This is a genomic window from Irregularibacter muris (genome assembly GCF_024622505.1).
In the GTDB taxonomy this organism is placed as follows: Bacteria; Bacillota; Clostridia; order Eubacteriales; family Garciellaceae; genus Irregularibacter; species Irregularibacter muris.
In genome coordinates this window covers 71500-92688 of the sequence record NZ_JANKAS010000012.1, presented here as the reverse complement: position 1 = coordinate 92688, position 21189 = coordinate 71500, and the positions used below count along the sequence as shown (strand labels likewise).

The 21189-nt window shown below is 38.6% G+C and carries 21 protein-coding genes; 2 read left to right on the top strand and 19 right to left on the bottom strand.

From position 1 onward, the window contains the following. The first annotated feature begins 395 nt into the window (after positions 1-395). Entirely contained in the window at positions 396-875 is a 480-nt protein-coding gene (locus NSA47_RS12200) for a universal stress protein (RefSeq protein WP_257532386.1), read from the top strand. Positions 876-979: 104 nt separating this feature from the next. Here NSA47_RS12200 and pyrE read toward each other — a convergent pair whose 3' ends face one another. The 12 genes from pyrE to NSA47_RS12140 all read right to left on the bottom strand — a co-directional run bounded on the left by pyrE (position 980) and on the right by NSA47_RS12140 (position 13304). Then, positions 980-1552, bottom strand: a complete 573-nt coding sequence (gene pyrE / locus NSA47_RS12195; RefSeq protein WP_306811168.1) for an orotate phosphoribosyltransferase — start codon at positions 1550-1552, stop codon at positions 980-982. Between the two features lie 15 nt (positions 1553-1567). Then, positions 1568-2479: a dihydroorotate dehydrogenase gene (locus tag NSA47_RS12190; RefSeq protein ID WP_257532382.1), complete on the bottom strand. Its 912-nt coding sequence runs from the start codon at positions 2477-2479 to the stop codon at positions 1568-1570. After that, entirely contained in the window at positions 2472-3245 is a 774-nt protein-coding gene (locus tag NSA47_RS12185; protein ID WP_257532380.1) for a dihydroorotate dehydrogenase electron transfer subunit, read from the bottom strand. Before NSA47_RS12185 ends, NSA47_RS12190 begins: the two co-directional genes overlap by 8 nt. Positions 3246-3306: 61 nt before the next feature. Continuing rightward, a complete protein-coding gene (pyrF, locus tag NSA47_RS12180; RefSeq protein ID WP_257532378.1) occupies positions 3307-4242 on the bottom strand; it encodes an orotidine-5'-phosphate decarboxylase in 936 nt (311 codons plus the stop codon). Between the two features lie 4 nt (positions 4243-4246). Next, positions 4247-5545: a dihydroorotase gene (locus tag NSA47_RS12175; protein WP_257532376.1), complete on the bottom strand. Its 1299-nt coding sequence runs from the start codon at positions 5543-5545 to the stop codon at positions 4247-4249. Beyond that, the gene (locus NSA47_RS12170; RefSeq protein ID WP_257532374.1) at positions 5542-6465 is read right to left on the bottom strand and encodes an aspartate carbamoyltransferase catalytic subunit; all 924 of its coding nucleotides are present in this window, start codon (positions 6463-6465) and stop codon (positions 5542-5544) included. Before NSA47_RS12170 ends, NSA47_RS12175 begins: the two co-directional genes overlap by 4 nt. Positions 6466-6725: 260 nt before the next feature. After that, positions 6726-7262 carry a bifunctional pyr operon transcriptional regulator/uracil phosphoribosyltransferase PyrR gene (gene pyrR, locus NSA47_RS12165; protein WP_257532372.1) on the bottom strand — a complete coding sequence of 179 codons (537 nt, stop codon included), beginning with the start codon at positions 7260-7262 and terminating at the stop codon, positions 6726-6728. 214 nt (positions 7263-7476) lie between these two features. Continuing rightward, positions 7477-9267, bottom strand: coding sequence for an adenine deaminase (ade, locus tag NSA47_RS12160; RefSeq protein ID WP_257532370.1), 1791 nt, complete (start codon positions 9265-9267; stop codon positions 7477-7479). Positions 9268-9295: 28 nt separating this feature from the next. Continuing rightward, entirely contained in the window at positions 9296-10621 is a 1326-nt protein-coding gene (locus NSA47_RS12155; protein WP_257532368.1) for an NCS2 family permease, read from the bottom strand. Positions 10622-10924: 303 nt separating this feature from the next. Further along, positions 10925-11122, bottom strand: a complete 198-nt coding sequence (locus tag NSA47_RS12150; protein ID WP_257532366.1) for a DUF3006 domain-containing protein — start codon at positions 11120-11122, stop codon at positions 10925-10927. 11 nt (positions 11123-11133) lie between these two features. After that, positions 11134-12051, bottom strand: a complete 918-nt coding sequence (locus NSA47_RS12145) for a ComEC/Rec2 family competence protein (RefSeq protein ID WP_257532415.1) — start codon at positions 12049-12051, stop codon at positions 11134-11136. Positions 12052-12215: 164 nt separating this feature from the next. Next, positions 12216-13304 (bottom strand): ornithine cyclodeaminase family protein, encoded by a 1089-nt coding sequence (locus NSA47_RS12140; protein ID WP_373370326.1) that lies wholly within the window; start codon positions 13302-13304, stop codon positions 12216-12218. A 311-nt stretch (positions 13305-13615) separates the two neighbouring features. On the opposite strand from NSA47_RS12140, the gene trhA reads away from it, so the two are divergent. Further along, entirely contained in the window at positions 13616-14284 is a 669-nt protein-coding gene (gene trhA / locus NSA47_RS12135; RefSeq protein ID WP_257532364.1) for a PAQR family membrane homeostasis protein TrhA, read from the top strand. Here the strand turns inward: trhA and NSA47_RS12130 are convergent. The 7 genes from NSA47_RS12130 to NSA47_RS12100 form a co-directional block, all read right to left on the bottom strand. Then, positions 14281-15207, bottom strand: a complete 927-nt coding sequence (locus NSA47_RS12130; RefSeq protein WP_257532362.1) for a DMT family transporter — start codon at positions 15205-15207, stop codon at positions 14281-14283. The two genes, trhA and NSA47_RS12130, sit on opposite strands and share 4 nt — an antisense overlap. Positions 15208-15386: 179 nt before the next feature. Next, positions 15387-16184, bottom strand: coding sequence for an XdhC family protein (locus tag NSA47_RS12125; protein WP_257532360.1), 798 nt, complete (start codon positions 16182-16184; stop codon positions 15387-15389). Between the two features lie 11 nt (positions 16185-16195). Further along, a complete protein-coding gene (locus tag NSA47_RS12120; RefSeq protein WP_257532358.1) occupies positions 16196-16960 on the bottom strand; it encodes an ABC transporter ATP-binding protein in 765 nt (254 codons plus the stop codon). Between the two features lie 11 nt (positions 16961-16971). Further along, the gene (locus tag NSA47_RS12115; protein ID WP_257532356.1) at positions 16972-17982 is read right to left on the bottom strand and encodes a FecCD family ABC transporter permease; all 1011 of its coding nucleotides are present in this window, start codon (positions 17980-17982) and stop codon (positions 16972-16974) included. Beyond that, positions 17960-18976 (bottom strand): ABC transporter substrate-binding protein, encoded by a 1017-nt coding sequence (locus NSA47_RS12110; protein WP_257532354.1) that lies wholly within the window; start codon positions 18974-18976, stop codon positions 17960-17962. The genes NSA47_RS12115 and NSA47_RS12110 overlap by 23 nt, the downstream gene beginning before the upstream one ends. Then, a complete protein-coding gene (locus tag NSA47_RS12105) occupies positions 18966-19496 on the bottom strand; it encodes a nucleoside-triphosphatase (RefSeq protein WP_257532413.1) in 531 nt (176 codons plus the stop codon). Before NSA47_RS12105 ends, NSA47_RS12110 begins: the two co-directional genes overlap by 11 nt. A 127-nt stretch (positions 19497-19623) precedes the next feature. Further along, positions 19624-21132, bottom strand: a complete 1509-nt coding sequence (locus NSA47_RS12100; protein WP_257532353.1) for an HD-GYP domain-containing protein — start codon at positions 21130-21132, stop codon at positions 19624-19626. Between the last annotated feature and the right edge of the window lie 57 nt (positions 21133-21189).

Genomic DNA, 21189 nt, shown 5'->3' with positions numbered 1-21189 from the left:
TGTCAATAGGTTGATTAGCTATTTCTCCATGTAATCGATTGAAACTTTTCAGAATAGTTTAAATTATAACTCAACTCTGTTTTAATGCAGATTGTTTCTCCAAACACATCGGAAAAAATAAATCAATAAAACCCCATATCCTTAGTTATATTATTTCTAGGATATAGGGGTTCTCACAACTCTTAAAGCCTTATTTCATACTCTGTATTGGAGAAGAGGAGTAGTAATGCTTCTTGTACTAAGAAATCTTAGGTTGCATTTTTATTTTTACTTATAGATTTATCTGTTTTTATTGGGGTATTTAATATAATGATAAAAGAAGAAGAAAAACATGTTCTATCATTTCTTTCGTTCCTAAAATTTCTGTACACCAAATAAGTAAAGGGGGATTTGTCGTGAAAAATATTCTTATTCCTATTGATGGTTCAGATGGTTCTATGAGGGCTTTAGAGAAAGGGAAAGAAATTGCCCAGTCCTTTGATTCTAATGTTATCCTATTGCATGTTAGACCTGCATTATATGTATCTGATTATGAAATGAATATTTTGCACCAATATCAATTAGGTCAATATGAAAGTATCGCAAATACAATGATTCTAAGGGGACAGGAACTCACTAATCATGCCCAAGAAATACTAGATCGAGGGTTAGATGTTTTCTCAGAACTGGATGCAAACAAGGTTTCTACAGTAATTTTAGAGGGAAAACCTGCCTTTGCCATTATTGATTATTTAGAAAGCAAAAATGATGAAATAGATCTAGTCATTATGGGTTCTCAAGGCCTCACCGCTGGTAAAGTCCATCAACTCTTTATTGGTAGTGTCACCCATAAAGTATTAAATGGAGTGAAACAGCCTATATTGGTCATAAAATAATAAAGTAAACAAACCTTCTAGCCCAGTGCGGCATTTTTAACACCCCTCCTATGGGAGTATCGATATTTTTCCTGCTATAGGAAAGGGTGTTTTTTATGCTTGGTTTACTTTAGAGCTCTACTCCCCGGTCTTATTGCAGCTATACCTCTTTGACAAAGGGGACATTTCTCTGGTTCATAGGATTTAATCTCCTTGGAAAACACTCTATAGGTAGGTACTTTAAAATCTACTTTTCCCCCTGTACGATCAGCCAGTAATCCCACGGCTACCACCTGTCCACCACTTTTCTCTACCTGACGGATGACCTCCATGACAGAGCCCCCTGTAGTGACTACATCCTCCATCACCAGCACCCTAGCCCCTTGGGGAATTTCAAATCCCCTTCGCAAAACCATTTCTCCCTTTTCCCGCTCAGAAAAAATTGCATCCACTTCTAATTGTCTCGCCGCTTCATAGGCTAAAATGATTCCCCCGGTAGCCGGCCCAATAACTAAATCAATGTCAAGATACTCCATTTGCTTTAATAATTCACCAATCAATTGTGTGGTCGCTTTGGGGTCTTGCAATATTCTGGCACATTGAATATAGGTACGGGCATGTCGTCCCGAGGTCAATATAAAGTGCCCCTCCAATACTGCCTTTTTTTCTTTTAATAGGGCTAACTTTTCCTGTGACATTTTCATCCTTCCCTTCTATTTTAATTGTCCTATAATTTCTCTTAAGGATTGGTATCCGTTGGTTCTCATATAATCCTCAATTTCCTCTAGGATATTTAAAGGAGATAATGGATTGATAAAATTGGCTGTCCCAATGGCCACTGCTGATGCTCCTGCTAGCAAGAACTTAAGGGCATCCTCTCCCGACAGAATGCCCCCCATACCAATAAGGGGAATATCCACTTGTTGAGCCACTTGATACACCATGGCTAGGGCTATAGGTAAAATAGCAGGACCGGATAAACCACCTATTCTATTGCCTAACACCGCTCTTTGTCTATGAATATCAATATCCATGGCTACTACCGTGTTGATCAAAGATAAAGCATCTGCCTTTGCTTCTTGGGCTGCCAATGCAATTTCACCAATATTCGTCACATTAGGAGTTAGCTTGATGATCAAGGTTTTGTCCCAGTTTTCCCTTACGGTCTTGGTAATCTCATATACACTTTGGGGTTGAGTACCAAAATTCATTCCCCCTTGTTTTACGTTAGGACAGGAGACATTGACCTCTAATGCATCTATGTCATACTTTCCAAGCTTTTGGGCCAAAAGTGCATAATCCTCTATTTTATTGCCTGATATATTTATCATTACAGGAACTTTTAGCTTTTGTAGGTGAGGGATCTCCTCTCTTATAAATGCATTTATTCCTGGATTTTCTAACCCTACACTATTAATAATGCCCGCTGATGTTTCTACAATTCTAGGAGGAGGATTTCCTTCCCTTGGCTGTAGGGTAATTCCCTTGGTGGTCATGGCTCCTAGGCTATGGATGTCATAATATTGCCCATACTCTTTCCCAAAGCCGAAGGTACCCGAGGCCGTGATCAGTGGATTTTTTAATTCCAATTGACCAATTTTTACCCCTAAATCCAGATTATTCATCCCATATCACCTCCTCCCTCCAATACACTGGCCCCTCCTTGCATACTCTAGAATACAGGTTTTTTTGGTCTTTTTTCTTGGTTTTACAGCTGCACACTAGGCAGGCTCCAACGCCACATCCCATTCTTTCTTCCATGGACACCTGACAGGAAATATCCAGTTTCTCACAAATACTTGCTACCTCCTTCATCATTGACCTAGGTCCACAGCTATATACTATTTCTGGGGGTTTTTCCTTCCATTGTTCTGCCAATCCCGCTGTAACAAAACCCTTTTTCCCCAAATTTCCCTTTTCCACAGTGATAGAGATTTCTCCAGTATATTTTTTTATTTCCTCTATCTCTATAGGTTGTTCCCCGAACCCTAGATAGACCCTAGCTCTCCCGCCATAATATTTAATGATTTCCATCAAGGGGGCTATGCCCATTCCTCCTCCTACTACAGCTATATTTTTGTAGGTGGGATTAAGAAAAAAGCCCTGTCCTAGGGGACCTAGAGCATGGATTTTGTCTCCTTCTTCCATGCGGCAAAGACTTTGGGTGCCCTTCCCCTGTACCCTATAAATAATAGAAATTTCTTGTTTTTTCTTATCAATAGAAGATAAACTAAAGGGACGTCTTAAAAGAGCACCATATTCCTTTCCACAGAGTAGATGGATAAATTGGCCACTATGTGCCATTTGACTAATTTTTGAGGATTCCATCGCCATACAAAATATCTTATTTCCTATTTGCCTATGACTTTTCACCCTTAACCATTCTTCCATTATCTCACTTCCTTGATTTTTATATTGGTGAGTCCCAGTAAGTCAATAAACCTAATTTATACTAAATTTTTTGATGCTCCTCTTCTGTATAGACCTGATACTTGTTGTTTTCTTTCAGGGCCTGCAATAGTTCTTTTTTCATTTTTTCTGTAGCTGTGATGACAGACTGCTGAAATTCCTCCAAAGTAACCTCTTTTCCCTTGTGTTGCATATAAGCCCCCAATATTCCCCGGGAAGAATTTACTATTGCTCCTAATCCTCTATCATCAAAGGAATGAATAATGTCCTCTGCTCTACCACCTTGGGCTCCATAGCCTGGCACTAAAAAGAAGGTGTTGGGCATTTCCTCCCTCAGTTCTTTGGCCTCTTTAGGGTAAGTGGCCGCTACTACGGCTCCCACTGCACTATAGCCATATTTCCCTAAAGTATCTTGTCCCCATTTCTCCACCCTTTGGGCAAGATGTCTATAGATGGGTTTATGGTCAGCCACTAGATTCTGTATCTCCCCCGAAGAGGGATTAGAGGTTTTGACTAAAGCAAAGATTCCCTTCTCCTTACTTTTGCATAAGGACAGAAAAGGCTCTATAGAATCCCTTCCCATAAAGGGATTGACCGTAACAGCATGACATTCAAAGGGTCCCTTTAAATGGGCACTGGCATAAGCTTGGGCAGTAGAGAAAACATCTCCCCGTTTGATATCCCCAATGACCATTAACCCTTTTTCTTCTGCATAGCGGATGGTTTTTTGATAGGCTTTTAATCCTTCAATTCCCCATTGCTCATAGAACGCAATTTGCAATTTTACTGCAGGAACTCTTTGTCCTATGGCATCAATGACAGCCTTATTAAACTGCCAAAATATTTCCCCCATGGGCTCTTCTTCTTTGCTATATTGATCAATTATACATTGAGGAATGAGATAGGTTTGGGGATCTAGTCCCACCACTATGGGATTATTTTTCTCCATAATTTTTTCAATCAGTTTATCCATAAACATGATGTTATTCCCCCTTCTCTATCCACTCTAAATTTTTCACCACGATTCCATCTACTATGGTGTAAAGCACTTGTCCATATAAGGACTGCCCATGAAAGGGGGTGTTTCGGCCTTGGGAATAAAGTTGATTTTTATCTATTTTTTTCTCTGCCTGAGGATCAATAATGGTAATATCGGCCTCTTGACCCACTTGCAAAGTCCCTGCCGATAGATTTAAAATCCTGGCGGGATGTAAGCTCATTTTTTCCACCAGTTGGAGAGGGCTTAGAATATTTTTTCTTATGAGATGGGTGATGGCTAAAGGTAATGCCGTTTCCAATCCTACTATTCCAAAGGGAGCTAATTTGTACTCCTGTTTTTTCTCATCCCTATGGTGGGGGGCATGGTCCGTGGCAATAACATCAATGGTGCCATCTTGTAGCCCCTTCAGCACTGCCTCCACATCCTCTTGAGTTCTCAGGGGCGGATTGACCTTAGTGTCTGCATCATAGCCCTCCACGGCTCTATCGGTAAGACTAAAATGATGGGGGGTGGCCTCTGCTGTTATGGCTACTCCCTGCCTCTTTGCCCTTCTGATTAATTCTACCCCAGCTGCTGTGCTGACATGGGCAATATGCACCCTACAGCCGGTATATCTCGCTAGGGCAATATCCCGAGCTACCATAATTTCCTCTGCCGCCGATGGAATGCCCTGCATGCCTAGTATAGTAGACATCTCCCCCTCATTCATCAATCCCCCCTTGGAAAGACTTGGCTCTTCACAATGGGAAATGATGACAGCCTTCCACATCGAAGCATACTCTAAAGCTTTTTTCATTAGGCTACTGGATACTACAGGGTTACCGTCATCTGAAAAGGCCACAGCCCCTGCATCCATCATCTCTCCCATGGGGGCAAGTTCTTCTCCCTGCAAGCCCTTACTTATGGCTCCTATAGGCCTAACTTTGACAAATCCTTCCCTCTGGGCCTTTATTTGGATATATTCTACTAAGGAAGCTTGGTCGACTACGGGCTGGGTATTAGGCATACAAGCTATGGTGGTAAATCCCCCAGCTGCTGCACTTTTAGTCCCGCTTTTGATGGTTTCCTTATGCTCAAATCCAGGTTCTCTTAAATGAACATGCATATCGATAAGACCGGGCATAACCCATAGAGCTTGAGCCTCTATCCTAGGCACATCTTCTAGGGCAATATTCTCCTCTATGGCTTTTATTTTCCCCTCTTCAACTAAGATATCAAAAATACCATCTCTATTGGATTTGGGGTCTAGCACCCTTCCTCCTGTGATTAGTAATTTTTTCATTGCTTATCTCCTCCTCTAGTCATAAGATAAAGTAAGGCCATTCGGATAGCCACCCCATTGGTCACCTGTTCTTCAATTGTGGAATGAGGCCCCTCCATAATATCGCTGGTAATTTCTATCCCTCTGTTTACCGGCCCTGGGTGCATAAGTAGAACCTCTGGTTTTGCATAGCTTAGTACCCCTTCATCAATGCCAAAGTAATGCTGATATTCCCGTAGGGAGGGAAATAACCCACTTTCCTGCCTTTCTTTTTGCATTCTAAGAGCCATGACCACATCCGCATCCACCACTGCTTTTTTTATATCCTGAAATACTTCCACACCCATTTTTTCAATCTTTTTAGGGATTAAAGTGGAAGGCCCTGCCACTACTACTCTTGCTCCCATCTTGGTCAGCCCCCAAATATTGCTACGGGCTACTCTGCTGTGTAAGATATCCCCGGCAATAACGACTTTTAAGTCCTTAATTCTTCCCTTGTGTCTTTCAATGGTATATAGGTCTAATAAAGCCTGGGTAGGGTGTTCATTGATGCCATCTCCTGCATTGATAACCTTAGCCTCTATATGATCTGCCAGTAATTTAGGTGCTCCTGTCATGGGATGCCTCATGATGACAATATCCACCCCCATGGATTGAAGAGTCCTTACGGTATCAATCAGACTTTCCCCCTTATTGACACTACTGGTGGCTACCGAAACATTGGTAGTGGTTGCCCCTAAATATTTGGCTGCCAACTCAAAGGATACTCTTGTACGGGTGCTAGATTCATAAAAAAGAGTTAAAATATTTTTACCCATGAGATAGGTGATTTTTTTATTGGGACTTTCCATAACAGGTCTCATGAGATGGGCAGTAGTTAGTATTTCTTGTATTTCCTCAGCAGACAAATCCCTTAAACCTAAAAGATTTTTATAGTTCATCTTTCTTCCTCCTTAAAATTGAGTTAAATGGTATTTAAAGCACAGAAAAAAAGAGTAATAAGCCCTTTTGTACACCACATTAATGATGTCAAAATGGTTATTACTCTTTATCTTTTTTGTTTAAGGAAAAGGTCATATAATTTTTCAACACAAAAAATCTTGGTTGTGATTATCTTCATCTTTCTTCCTCCTTCTTAGCCTCTCTGGACTAAATTTAAAGGTGCTTTATTTATCAATCTTTGTTTCTCTGGATTTTGTATTTATTCCTCACAAATGATTACAGAATCCTCCCCATCTATTTCGGTTACATGTACCTCTATGATTTCTTTTTTAGACGTGGGTACATTTTTCCCTACATAATCCGCCCGGATAGGTAGCTCTCGATGACCCCGATCCACCAAAATCATAAGTTGTATGGCCTTTGGTCGTCCCAAATCCAATAAGGCATCTAGAGCTGCTCTTACCGTTCGACCAGTATAGAGTACATCATCTACTAAAACAATGGTTTTATCATTTATATCAAAGTCAATCTTTGTGCCATTTAATACTGGCAATTTGGCGATGGTACTTAGGTCATCCCGATACAGGGTAATGTCTAGTTCTCCAATGAGAGGCGCCTGTCCCTCAATACTTTCTATTTTCTCTGCCAGTCTATGGGCAAGAGGTACCCCTCTTCTGCGAATTCCTATCAAGGTCACCCCATCTATCCCTTTGTTGTTTTCTAAAATTTCATGAGAGGTACGGGTAATGGCCCTATTTAAGGCTTGTTGGTCCATAATGATAGCTTTTTTCTTCAAATTTCTCCCTCCTTCCTTTTTCTTAAAAGTAAAAAACTTCTTGCATCTGCAAGAAGTTAAACATTCTAAATAAAAGGATAGACGATATCATCCTATGTTTCTCCTTGCTGGCCTCTCTGGACACAATTTTAAAGGAAGTTATTTACTTTTTTATTAGTGTACCACAAGTCTGGAGTATTGTCTAATTATTTTTTGCACCTTATGAAATAGCGGCCTATTGTTCAAACATCGGCAATATTTCTTGCGTCAATACCTCCACCATTCCCAGATCAGACATTTTGGCATAGGGAATAACAGGTAATGCTAGGGTAGCAATGCGAAGTAAAGGATTAACTATTTCGGTTAAGCCCAGATCCCGTAAAGCCTTTTTCATTTGAGTAGCTTCTCCAGCCAGTTCTTCACAAGGTTTGGGGGATAATAGTCCAGCTATAGGCAAGGCCAAATGTTGCACTACTTGTCCCTCTACAGCACAACTGATCCCTCCTCCTAAGCTTATAAGATCCTTTGCCGCAGCATAACCGTTTCTTGCATGATCATAGACAATGGTCAAGTTATGACTATCATGGGATACCGTACTGGCCACAGCTCCTCTATGGGTACCAAAGTTCCGTACAATTCCATAGCCTTTGGTGTTTAGCTTTCCATGTCTATTGATGACCACTACAAATTTCAAAGTAGGATCCTGGGAGATATCCACATAGCCCTCTTTTACTGGCAAATCCTCTAGGACAAATTCAGTAGTAGCAGAATTTAATCCATCATATTGAATGATCCTAGTTTTTATATAACCCTCTTCTATAGGCGCTTTTATTTTAAAATCTTCCATAGAAAGATGATCTACAAATACCGTATTTTGTTTTTCCAAGGAGAATTCTTGCTCTCCTATCTCTACCTTTAACTGCCCCTGTTCTACGACGAGCTGACCCTGGGAGAATACTGCTGTAGGGCACAATTTTTCCAAGGAATCTACAATCATCATATCCGCTGCATAGCCCGGTGCTATAGCCCCTAAGTTTTTGATACCCACTTCTTGGGCAATGTTTAGGGTGGCACTGCGAATGGCATCTACAGGGTGCATGCCGCTTTCAATAGCCTTGCGTACTACCGCATTCATATGTCCCTCCTGTAAAATATCCTCAGGTTCTCTATCATCGGTGCAGAAAGTTAGATGGGTTAGATATCTAAAATCCTTAGCTCCTTTTACCAAAGCCTCTACATTTCTAGACATGGAACTTTCCCTAGCATCTACATACATACCATTACGAATTTTGTCCCGTACTTCTTGAGGTGTTCTACTTTCATGGTCGCTACTAGGTCCACCACAAAGATAGGCAGACAATTCTCTACCACTGACATAAGGGGCATGGCCTTGAATAAACAAATCTCGATCTTCGGTACATTTTAAGATGTCTACCATTCTTTGATCATTTCCTATAACCCCTAAATAATCCATAACCTCTGCCAAACCGATAACCCCTTCAAGATCCAATAAATCCTCTACTTCTTTAGAGGTAAACACTGCCCCCGCATTTTCCTTTCCAGGCACTGCCGGTACACAGGAGGGTACCAATAGATATTGACGTATGGGAAGATTCCGACTACTTTCCTGCATATATTTTACTCCCTCTATACCGCAGACATTGGCGATTTCATGAGGATCAGTAATTACTGTGGTGGTCCCATGGGGCAACACTGCCTTGGTGAAGTTTCTGGGCGTCATCATGGTGCTTTCAATGTGGATGTGGGCATCGATAAAACCTGGAAGAAGATACTGACCTTGGGCGTCATAATAGGCTTTTCCTTCCAAGGCCTTTTCTTGTCTTTCTAGTCCATCGGGGTCTCCCTGCACATGAACTATAAAGCCATCATAAATCCCCACATTGGCTTTATAGATTTCTCCAGTAAATACATTGACTACTTGGGCATTTTTTATCACCATATCACAGGAAATTTTCCCTAAAGCTGCCTCTATTAGGCCTTTCTTATCTTGAGATCGGATCTTCATTTTATTTCTCTCTCCTTTTTAAAAATATTTACAGTGTAATAAAGTATATCACCAAAGGAATACATAGCAAAAGAATTCCCCAGTGTAGTTCTTTCCATCTTCCTGCAACTATTTTCGTAAAAGCAAAGGAAATAATTCCGGCGCTGATTCCATTAGCAATACTTTCTGTATAGGCAGTAACAATAATGGTAACAAAGGCAGGAAATGAGTTGGTAAAATCTTCATAATCTAAATCCTTCATTCCTGATAACATCATTAATCCGATAATGATTAAGGCAGGCGCTGTAGCCACAGAAGGAATCATAATCACAAGGGGCGTAATAAACAAAGTCAATAGGAAACAAAGAGCTGTGGATACGCTAGTGAGTCCTGTTCTTCCCCCTTCTTCTACCCCTGCTGCCGATTCAATAAAGGTAGTAACGACGGTAGACCCCAACAAAGCTCCTACTACTGTAGCTATAGCATCCACTAAAAAGGGTTTTTCAATACCAGGAAGGTCTCCCTTTTCATCCAATAATCCCGCTTTAGCAGATACTCCTAAAACCGTACCTAAAGTAGAGAAAAAGTCTCCCACAAAGAAAGTAAAAATCAAAGGAATAAAGCTTAATTTTAAAACACTTAATATATTCAATTTAAAAGCAATAGGTGCAATAGAAGGAGGTAGAGACACCAAAGTCTTAGGTAAAGTAGTAATGCCCATAGGAATACCAATTAAGGTGGTACCGATCATTGCAATTAATAATCCACCCTTGACTTTATTGGCCATTAAAATAACGGTAAGGGCCAATCCAATAAGTCCCAACTGCGTGGTAGGATTAGCAAAATTTCCTATGGAGAGGCTTCCTTCAGTAATACTCATAAACTGAGCACTTTTAAAGCCAAGCATAGTAATATAAAAGCCTACTGCAGAACCAATGGCTATTTTTACATTTTTGGGAATGAATTTTACAATCATTTCTCGTAAACCCAAAAGGGTGAGTCCTAAAAAAATAATTCCTGATACAAAGACCATTCCTAGTCCTTCTTGCCAAGTCACCATGCCACCAGCCACTAAGGTATAGGCAAAAAATGCATTGCTTCCCATAGCTGGGGCCAAAGCAAAGGGCAAGTTGGCATACAATCCCATGATCAAAGTAAATACACCAGCCAGCAAAGCCGTGACCGTGGTTACCGCCCCACTATCCATCCCTGCATCAGCCATCATGTTGGATTGTACAATCAAAACATAGCCCATGGTCATAAAGGTAGTCACTCCTGCTGTCATCTCTGTACGAACATTGGTGTTATGCTTACTTAATTGAAATACCTTTTCCAAAAGGCTTCCTCTAGAACTCTTTTCTAATACTCCTTGCATTGTTCTCCTCCTTTAAAACTTTTTCTTTTTGTATTTGTATACATCATACCTTCCTTTTTAGAAAATGTCAACTATTTTATAATAATTTATATTATTGTTCGTGTTTTCAAAGCATTTTAACTGGTTTAGCAAAAATAAAGACCAGTTAATTAGATAAACACGAACATTATCTAAAACTGGTCTTTAGCATTTTTATCAATATTTAAAACTCTACCTTCTATAAGACAGAACTTCCAATATTTTGCTTCAGGTGCAGTAGAGCCCCCATCTGAAGTCTCAATGTTCAGCTTTTGCTGGACAAGTTCACTCCCATAAATCTTCCATGAGCCTTTTGATCTTCTTTTTTCTTCTTTGGGTTTCCTCTTGATCAATGTGAATATCTAATATATCCCCTTCTTTAGCCCCTTGGGGAATTAATTCCTTGGGCATATTCACAAGAACTTTATTTTCTAACTCTACCACTGCAAAGTTCCCTTCAAAACCATCTATGATTACTTTCATAGCACTCCCTCCTAAGGTATACATACAGAATGGGGTCTATAGCCTTGGTCCTTAGCCTGCTTTTTATCTTTAAAATAAACTCTATTTTCCTCTTGGGGAAGCTGGTTACACTCTTTACTATGAAAAACTTGAGAGTTTTTGTTTCCTATATACTCTCTTGAATCCTTGGCTGAACTTTGAGGATCCTCTTTAGAGAAATTGTTTATCTCAAAGGTAATGGTCTTACCATCTCCACTGGCTACAATGGTACCATGGGTATCTGTCCTATATGTCTTTATATTGTTTTTTTCTAGTTTTTCTATGATTTCTTTGTGGGGATGGCCGTAGCTATTGTCTGTAGCTAGAGAAATAATGGCGGTCTTGGGATTTACCCTTTCTAAAAAATCATCAGTGGTAGAACTAGCACTACCATGATGGCCTACCTTGAGAACCTCTGAGGCAAGAGAAATATCCCCCTTTAGGATTTCCTCCTCAGATTGTTTTTCGGCATCTCCAGTAAATAAAAAGGAGTTATTTTCATATTCTAATCTTATCACTACTGAATAGTCATTTAGATTGTCGTATTTTTCCCCATTAGGTGCTAAAACTGTCCACTTAGCTTCTCCTAGATCATAGCTATCTCCAACCACAGGACTGGTGATTTTTAGTCCCTTTTTCTCAATGGCTACCAATACATCTTCAAAGGTTTTGGTATTGTGGCTGACCTTAGGCATGATCACTTTTCCTATTTCAAAGCCATTAATAACATCATCCAATCCCCCTATATGATCCGAGTGGGGGTGGGTACCTATGACATAGTCTAGTTTAGTTACCCCATTTTTTTGTAAATAGTCGTAGACAGTCTTTCCATATTTATTTTCTCCGGCATCGATGAGCATATTCTGCCCATCCTTTTGAATGAGTAGAGCGTCCCCTTGCCCTACATCAATAAAATGTACTTTTAGATTTTTGTCTTCACTGGTGGTAGAAACATCTACACAGCCCCATAGTCCAAAACTTAAAATTATAATGATTATTATGGATAATAAACTTCTTCTTTTGCTAATATTCTTCTACCTTCTTTCTTTTTTTCATTTCTACCCTGGGGAAGATTCTAAAATTCTATAATTTGCCCAGCATTATTTTCTAAGGCCTTTTCATAAATTCTTCGGGAGGTGACTACGTCTAAAACTCCACTACCTACGGTTTTAAAGAAGGTGATTTCCTCATCATTGTCTCTAGACGGCACTTTTCCCATGATGATTTCTCCTAGTTCTCCTGTAATGCTCTCTTCTTTAAATTTATTTTTCTCCATAGGAATGATAAAATCCCCGCTCTCACTTAGTACTCCGTGTCTCGTATCGACATAGATTTTATCTGCATGAAGTAGAATATACTCATCAATTTCTTGCATATCCGGGGTGTAAGAACCTACTCCGTTGATATGAGCCCCTTTTTTGACTCCTTTGCCGTTAAAAACAGGTTTCTTTGCCGTGGTAACCGCTGTGATAATATCCGCATGCTCTATGGCTTCATCGGCATTGCTCACAGCCATGATCTTTACATTAAATTTCTTTGCATATTTTTCACCCATTCTCTGAACAAAATCCTCTGTCCTTTCTTTGCTGATATCAAAGACTCTAACTTCCTCTATATTTCTTACTGTTAAAACCGCTTCCAATTGGGATTCTGCCTGACCACCTGTGCCAAAGAGAGCAAAAACTTTAGCATCCTTTCTTGCCAGTATATCTGTGGCTGCCCCAGCCACTGCCCCTGTTCTTAATTGGGTTAAATAGGTTCCATCTAAAAGGGCGCCTACCTCTCCAGTCTCTGGATTGAGAAGAACCATAGTGGCCGGTACCGACGTTAATCCCTTTTCAATATTATTGGGATAAACCGATACAATTTTCACTCCTAAGGCCTTTGCACCACCTACATAGGCAGGCATATAAAGACTTTGACCTTTTTCCTCAGCAACATCAATGTTGGTTCTTAGGGGAACCGTACTTCCCCCTCTAGAGTAGAATTCCAAAGCATCTTTATCGGCCTGAATAGCCTCTTCCATGGTAAAGATCTTTTCAATATCCCCTCGACTTAATACTGCGATTTTCATCCTATCACTCTCCTCTACTATAGATTGTACCCCTATTTTATTCACTGCTATATCTTCATGACCTGTAGATAATAATTTGCAATGAATCATTATCCTTAGTTCCTATTATAATATATAACCGCTTTTTCTCAATGAGCATACCCTCATTGTTTAATGGATATTTCCACTCTATATTCCCCTAGGGCTTATTTTTTATCTTTTTCATAAATTTTTTCAAATTTAGTCTTTAACTTGGCTCTGTTGGTATATAATATTAGATAGAGAAATATTTTATCAAGAAAGCGGCGATCACCGCTCTAATGCAATAGGAAAGTTTGGTCCTCTAGGGGCAAGACCAAATTTCTACTGCAAAATAAATAGGTAGAATAAAATGATAAAACTTGAAGAAAGCTGGTGTTTTTATGGAAAACAACATAAAAAAATCCCCTCTAGATAAGATGTATACCCTCGGGGAGGAGATAGCCAACGGCATAACCCATGGATTAGGTGTACTCTTTGGTATTGCAGCACTATCTATTCTTTTGTTTTTTTCTATCAAGAAGGGAGATACCCTTTCCATTATTTCCTTTAGTATTTATGGTTCTTGCATTATTTTGATGTATTTGGCCTCTACTCTGTACCATAGCATTCCCCAACAAAAGGCCAAAAAGATTCTTAGGGTTTTTGACCATTCCTCTATTTATCTTTTTATTGCAGGTACCTACACTCCCATTGCTCTTTTAACCATGGAAGGCTATTTAAGAATCGCTATTCTCGCTGGCATATGGTCTATTGCCCTCTTTGGAGTGGTCTTTAAAATATCCACCTATAAAAAAATGGATAAGTTTAAAAAATTGTCCTTGAGTTTGTATCTGATCATGGGCTGGATAGCCGTGTTTACGGTAAAACCTATTATTAAAATGGCTTCTTTAGAATTTTTTCTATGGATTTTAATAGGAGGGTTACTGTATACTCTAGGTACCATTTTTTATAGTATGAAAAAATTACCCTATAGCCACGCTATTTGGCATGTATTTGTACTCGGTGCCAGTGTTGTTCAATTTTTAGGAATACTTTTCTATTTAGCTTAATGATTTTGTGAAGATAACCCCCTTACTTCGGTAATGGGGTTATTTTCTTTTTGTAACAACACCACTGATAGTAGCACCATAATAATCCCGACGATCTTCCAGCCTCCAATTTCTTGACCAAAGAGGAGATAGGATCCTAATACAGAAACCGGAACTTCCAAGGTAGCTATAATAGAAGCCTTAGAGGATTCTACTCCATAGGTTAGTCCTGTGGTAAATAGCAAATAACTCAAAGCCGTAGGCAATACCCCTAAGGCTATAATACATAGCCAGATGATAGGATCAAATTCCATCTTAAAGGGAACCAAGGGATTAGAAAAAGCAAGAGAAAATAAAGACCCAAAACCAAATGTATAAATAAGAATGGTTAACTGGCTATATTGGTTTAATAAACTTTTACTCAGAATATTCATTATGGCATAGAAAAATCCCGCCAATAGTCCTAGGGTTACCCCTGAAAGATTAAAACTTAGGGCCCTTAAGGAACCACCAGTTACGGTGAGAAAGACTCCTATGGTACAGATTATAAGAGCAATGATTTTTGGTGAGGTAATGATTTCCTTGAGAAAAATCCTAGACATGATCATGACAAACATAGGCGCAGTATATAGTAGAGATACTGCTGTAGATATAGAGGTTTTCTCCATAGAAAGAAAGGTAAATAGATTATAGACAGCATGACAGACCAAGCCCATAAACATAGTAAATACCAGTCCCCTTTTATCTATTTTTAATAATGTTCTATCCTTTATCCATGTATAGATAAACATAGCAAGAAACCCTATAAATAGTTTCCACACCACAAAATCTTGGGATACTAATCCCCTATCTAATAAATATTGGGCGTAGAAAAACATACTCCCCCATAAAAATCCAGACCCCGTGATCATCATATAGCCTTTTGTTTTCCTGGCTAATTTCATATTTTTATCTCCCCCATAAATATGTTTTATCCCCCAAAACCTATCCATTCTAAATATTTATATTCCACAGCACATAAGGGTTTTCCTGTTTTATCTTTCAAATATCTTAAAATATTAGAAAACATTTTCCAACAAAAAAAGACTTTCCATAATAGAAAGCCTTATACAATCCTATCTTTTTACCTTTTCATATGCCTTACTCTATCCTCTTTCCCATTTTTCACCGCTACTATTTGGGATAATATACTTAGGGCCACTTCCTCTGGAGTTTCCCCACCGATCTCCAAACCTATAGGGGCGTAGACTTTTTGTAGCTTCTCCTCTTCTATACCCGATTCTAGGATGTTTTTAAAGATATTGGCAACTTTTCTTTTGCTGCCTAGCATACCTACATATTGGCAGTCATATTGTATGACTCTTTTTAATATTTCCTCATCAGACTTATGCGTGCTGCTGACTACTACCACATAGGTGTTGGGTGTGATGAGTCTTTGATCTATGGCATCTAGAGTGTTTTCCCTGATGAGTTGTGCTGCATGGGGATATTTTGCATCGTCAAAAAATCCTTCCCGCTCATCCAATAAAATTACCGAAAAATGGGTTTGTACCGCCAAATTATATAGGCTGTAACCCACATGACCTGCACCAAAAATGACCAGTCTATCCTGGGGTAAATAAACTCTTAAAAAGACCGTTACCCGACTAATTACTTCTTGATTTTCATCATGATTTTTATAAGATAGGACTTCTTTTATGGTACTGGATTGGCCTTCTATACACTGTAGGGCCTCTTTAATTACGATATATTCTAGTTGGCCGCCCCCAATGGTTCCCTCAGTAGTTCCATCAGCCTTTATAATCATAGAGGTGCCTACTTCTCTGGGCGTAGTGCCTTCTACCTCCACTATAGTTGCCTCACAGATAACTTTTCCCGAAGCTATTTCTCTTTTTATGGTGTCAAAATAATAGTCTTGCATTTTTCATCCCCCTATAAGGCTACATAATTTGTACCATTTGTAGTCTCTATTTTTTCAAAGGGCATATCATAGATTTCTCTAAGATTTTTTCTATTGATTGATTCTACGGCTATGCCTTCTCCTATAATTTCTCCTTGTTTAAGCAAAATTGCCCTATCACAATATTTTCTAATTAGATTTGGATCATGTAAGGACATAATCATGGTTTTATTATATTTCCGGCTGACTTCCCTTATTTTATCCATAATATACCTTTGGTTTTTAAGGTCGAGATTGGATACAGGCTCATCCATGACGATAAAGTCTGTATTTTGTATAAGGGCTCTAGTGATTAGAACCATTTGGAGTTCTCCTCCACTGAGGGAATTTAAATTCTTTTCCCTTAAATGGGAGATTTGCACTTGTCTTAAATAGTCCTCTGCTATTTCTTCATGCTCCCTATTGGGCTTTTCAAATAGTTTCAAAAAAGGATTGAAGCCCATCATGAGAAAGTCCATGACAGAAATATCATAGGTAATGGTGATGCTTTGAGGGACATAGGCTATATTTTTTGATATCTCTTCTTCCCTATAGTCCTTTTTGGCCCTGCCCTCCAGGAAAATCATGCCCTGATCTTCCTTTAAAAGATTCAAAACCAATTTTAATAGGGTAGTTTTTCCCGAACCATTTAGACCCAATAGACCATAGATTTTTCCTTTTTCAAAATTCAAGTTTATATTCTTTAGTACTTGTTTCTTTCCATAGGAAAAATTTAAATTCTTGATTTCTATTCCCATAATCACATCTCCTAAAGGGTTTTTTTGACCATAATAAAATATCCTAAGGCAGGTGCTCCTACAAGGGCAGTGAGAATACCCACTGGTAATTCTGAGGTGGTTAAGCTCCTAGCTAGAGTATCCAATAGCATAAGGGAAGATGCCCCTATTAGTCCTGTATAAATGGTTAGCTTTTTATCATTTCTAAAAATCAGCCTAGAAATATGGGGGCAGATCAAAGCAATCCAGCCTATAGTGCCTGCTACGCTAACACATAGAGATACCATAAGAGCAGCCAATGTGAGAATGCCATTTCTAAATTTACCGATATTTATCCCCATAGTTTTGGCTAGATCGTCATCTATAGATAATATCCCTATTTTATAACTTAGTTTTTGAAAAACAAAGCCCAAGATAACTACCATGAAAAAACACAGGATAGCATTTGTCCAGTTGGCCTTATACAGTCCCCCCATAGTCCAAAATACAATGGAAGGTAACTGCTGATATGGATCAGCAATATACTTAATGAAAGATAAAAGAGCAGAGAAAAATGCCGATACAATTAATCCTGATAGGACCAAATACAGGATATTTTCATTTCGCGATACTTTTTTTAAGCTATACGTGATAAAAACAGCCATCAGCCCAAATATAAAACTGAGTACTTGGACTGAAGCTGGTATGTTTATAGCAATAACCATGGCCAGAGCTGCTCCGAAACTAGCTCCTGAGGATACCCCTAAGATATCAGGAGAGGCAATAGGATTTTTAAATATCTGCTGAAATATCAGACCTGCAACAGAGAGTCCCGCTCCTATAGCCATAGCCAAAATTATCCTAGGCAGCCTTACGCTAAATAATATCGTAAAGGCAGGATTGATAGGCTCTCCCGTTTTAAGAAAATAAAGCAGATTGGGAAAAAATTGTGTATAATCCTTTAGTTGTATGCCGAATCTTCCTGAGATCATGGCTAGAAAGAAGCTTAGGATAAATACTCCATATATTATTTTTTTATGGTTATTGCTGTTGCTCTCCTTCAATAATATTGCCTCCTAAATCTTCAAAGGATTTCCCATAAAATTTTTCATAAAACCCATTGGCTTCCTTCGTCAAATCAACATCTTCAAATGCTTCTGGATATAGAGTTTTTCCCATCCATAAAAAGCTCAAGACTGCTGAAGGTTTTGGTGTATCCCATGAATCAATCTTTGATGGGATTTCATACACTTGCCTTTCCTCTAGGGCTTTGATTGAACTTAAAGATTTATCTTGTAAAATACTCTCCCTATTGTCCGGACTATAATTTACCGTTACCATAACCTCTGGATTCCATTGGATCAATTGTTCGGCGGATATTTCGTTCCACCCCCCTACCAAATCCTTAGATAAATCCTCCCCGCCTGTTATGTCTATGATTTCATGTTGGAAAAAGTCCCCTGAATGGGTAGATAAAACACCTCTAGAACCCGCTAGGTATACTGTCTTTTTCTCATCAATATCCTTTACTCTATCCTTTACCATACTGATTTTTTCATTGATATAAGCGTTTAATTCTTCAGCCTCTTTTTCTTTGCCTATGGCTTCTCCTATGGTCATAATATCGCCTTGTAGAGACTCCAAAGTTTCGGGATTGATACTAATCACCTTTATCCCATTATCCTCTAATTGTTTTTTGGTATTATCAGATTCCTCCACAGGATATAAAATCACTAGATCAGGATCTAAACTAATGACTTGTTCTACATTGATTCCATTTTTTTTGCTTCCTACACCAAGGATTTCATTTTTAGGATCTATATTTTTTAACAGCTCACTTTTTGCACTTTTATCATCTACGCCTACTAAGTTATCCTTACCTCCTAAAGCTAATATAAAATCAGTAGCCGGTGTATAGGCAGTAATGATCTTCATTTCCCCTTGGCTTTCTTCTTGGGAGCCTTGGGGTGTTGATGAATTGTCTACATTGCTAGCACAACCTGCAAAGCTGAATAGTACTAGGACTAGAACTAAAAATAAAGCCATTTTATTCTTCATGTTTATCCCTCCATATTTTATTGATTCTCTTTGGTATTTCCTCTCTATTGTCTGAGGTGACCTCCATGATTATAACATCTTCCCTCTTTTTAATGCTTTCTAAAAAGGGATTGCTTTTCTTTTTGATCACACCTAAAACCTTTGTCTTCCCCTCTAATAGCTTGTAAACCTTTTGTTGGAACATGATAGCTTCCTTTTCAAAAAAGCCCAATTCATCCATGAGGACTAAATCACTTTGACAATATAGGGCATTGTTTAATATTTCCACCCCTCTTGTTTCAAAACCTTCAGTTATACCTTGGCATTGTTTATCCTTGGGGAAGAGCTTATTTATGCCCACTAGGGTATAGTCTTTTTGAGGAGACAATTGATCTTCAAGATAATAGCCCTTTAACCATCCATCCTCTAGGAATTCCTTTGTCTTAAATCCGGAAATTATCCTGAAACAATCCTTATTTTCTTTTATGTAGTTATTGATCAAGGTGCTCTTTCCTACGTGAATATCTCCTGTTAGAAATATGTTCTTAATGCACCATCACCTCCAAATCAAGCGCTATTCTTATATACATATAACGTTTACAATTCGATTATACCCCTTAATCTGTATTTTGTAAATACTGGACAGGCTTTGAATATTCTACAATTTCTTATTTATCCCTTATCTCCTGATAAAGTTGGTATAATTCTTCTTGATTTTTTTCTAATTTTTCAATAATTTTCGGGTCAAAATGACTGCCCTTGCCTTCTATCAATATTTTCATAGCCTGCTCAAAACTAAAGGCTTTTTTATAGGGTCTTTTCGACGTAAGGGCATCAAAGACATCTCCTATAGCCACTATACGGGCACTTAAAGGGATTTCTTTTCCCTTTCTTCCGTGGGGATACCCCGATCCATCCCATTTTTCATGGTGATTTTCCGCAATTTCTATACCCATGGCAAAGATGCTTTTCCCATTTTTATTGATATTTGATTCGGCAGTTTGCAATACCTGAGTTCCCAAGAGGGTATGCATTTTCATGAGCTCAAATTCTTCTTCTGTAAGCTTTCCAGACTTTAATAGGATATCATCTTTTATCCCTACTTTCCCTATGTCATGCAAGGGACTAAATCTTTCAATGTTTTCTATAAAATCTAAATCAATCTGTCCTAGATATTCTCCACTTTTGAATAATTGTTCTGCCACAAATCGAGAGTAATTTTTCATCCTATGAAGGTGATCGCCTGTTTCATTGTCCCTGGATTCGGCAAGCTTTGCCAGGGCCAATATGCTACTATAGACCAAATCATTCATGATTTTATTCTTTTCCAGGCTTAGAGCAATGCTATTGGCTAAAGTTTTTAAAAATTTGATATGGTCTTGGGTATATACGTTTTTCCCATGGGAGGAAAAAAAGATAAATCCTATGGGTCGCTCATTGATCATAAGAGGTAGGGTAATGGAAGCTTTTATGCCTGCTTTTAATAGTATTTCATTATAAGAGCTATTGGGCCTCTCCTTAACATAGTTTTCCAAGTCATTTATAATTCTTGCTTGACCGGTTTTTATAATTTTTCCAAGGGTGGTGTCCTCTATTTCTACCTTAAGTCCAAATAAATTTTCTGGGAGACCCCTTATGGTATGATTATCCGATACCCCATGGTAGGCCTTTACATATTTCCCCTCTTCTTCTATCAAGGCAATCCCTATATAGTGGTAGGGAATAAAATCAGAAAAGGAAGAGTAAATGTAATTTACTACTTCAGGAAAAGATTCATTACGATTGAGATTTTCAATAAGATTGATCAAATATTTTAATTTCAAAAATACTTCATTTATCCCAGAGGTAATAGGAATAAGATAATCCCCTTGTATTTCTATAACTTGGGGATCTAAACTAGCTATGGTTTCTACCTGGGCAATGCCTTGATAAAGTTCCTTCAGGGGAGAAAGTATTTGTCGATACATTTTGTAAAAAAGATGAATAAGCAGAGTAAGGGCTAAAATACCTATGATAAAACAAATCTTTAAAATATTTTTTTCTTTATTCCCCAAGGGGGGTATGTATGTAACCGCATAGAAGGCTATAAGGGATAGGAGAATTATCCCTATGAGCAGGATGATGGCCTTGGTTGTTTTTTCTATATTATGGGAAAAAGCCTGTCCTTCGCTTTTCATATACTATCTCTCCTTTTTATTTTGATGGAAGTATTCTCTCATAACTTTACAAACCAG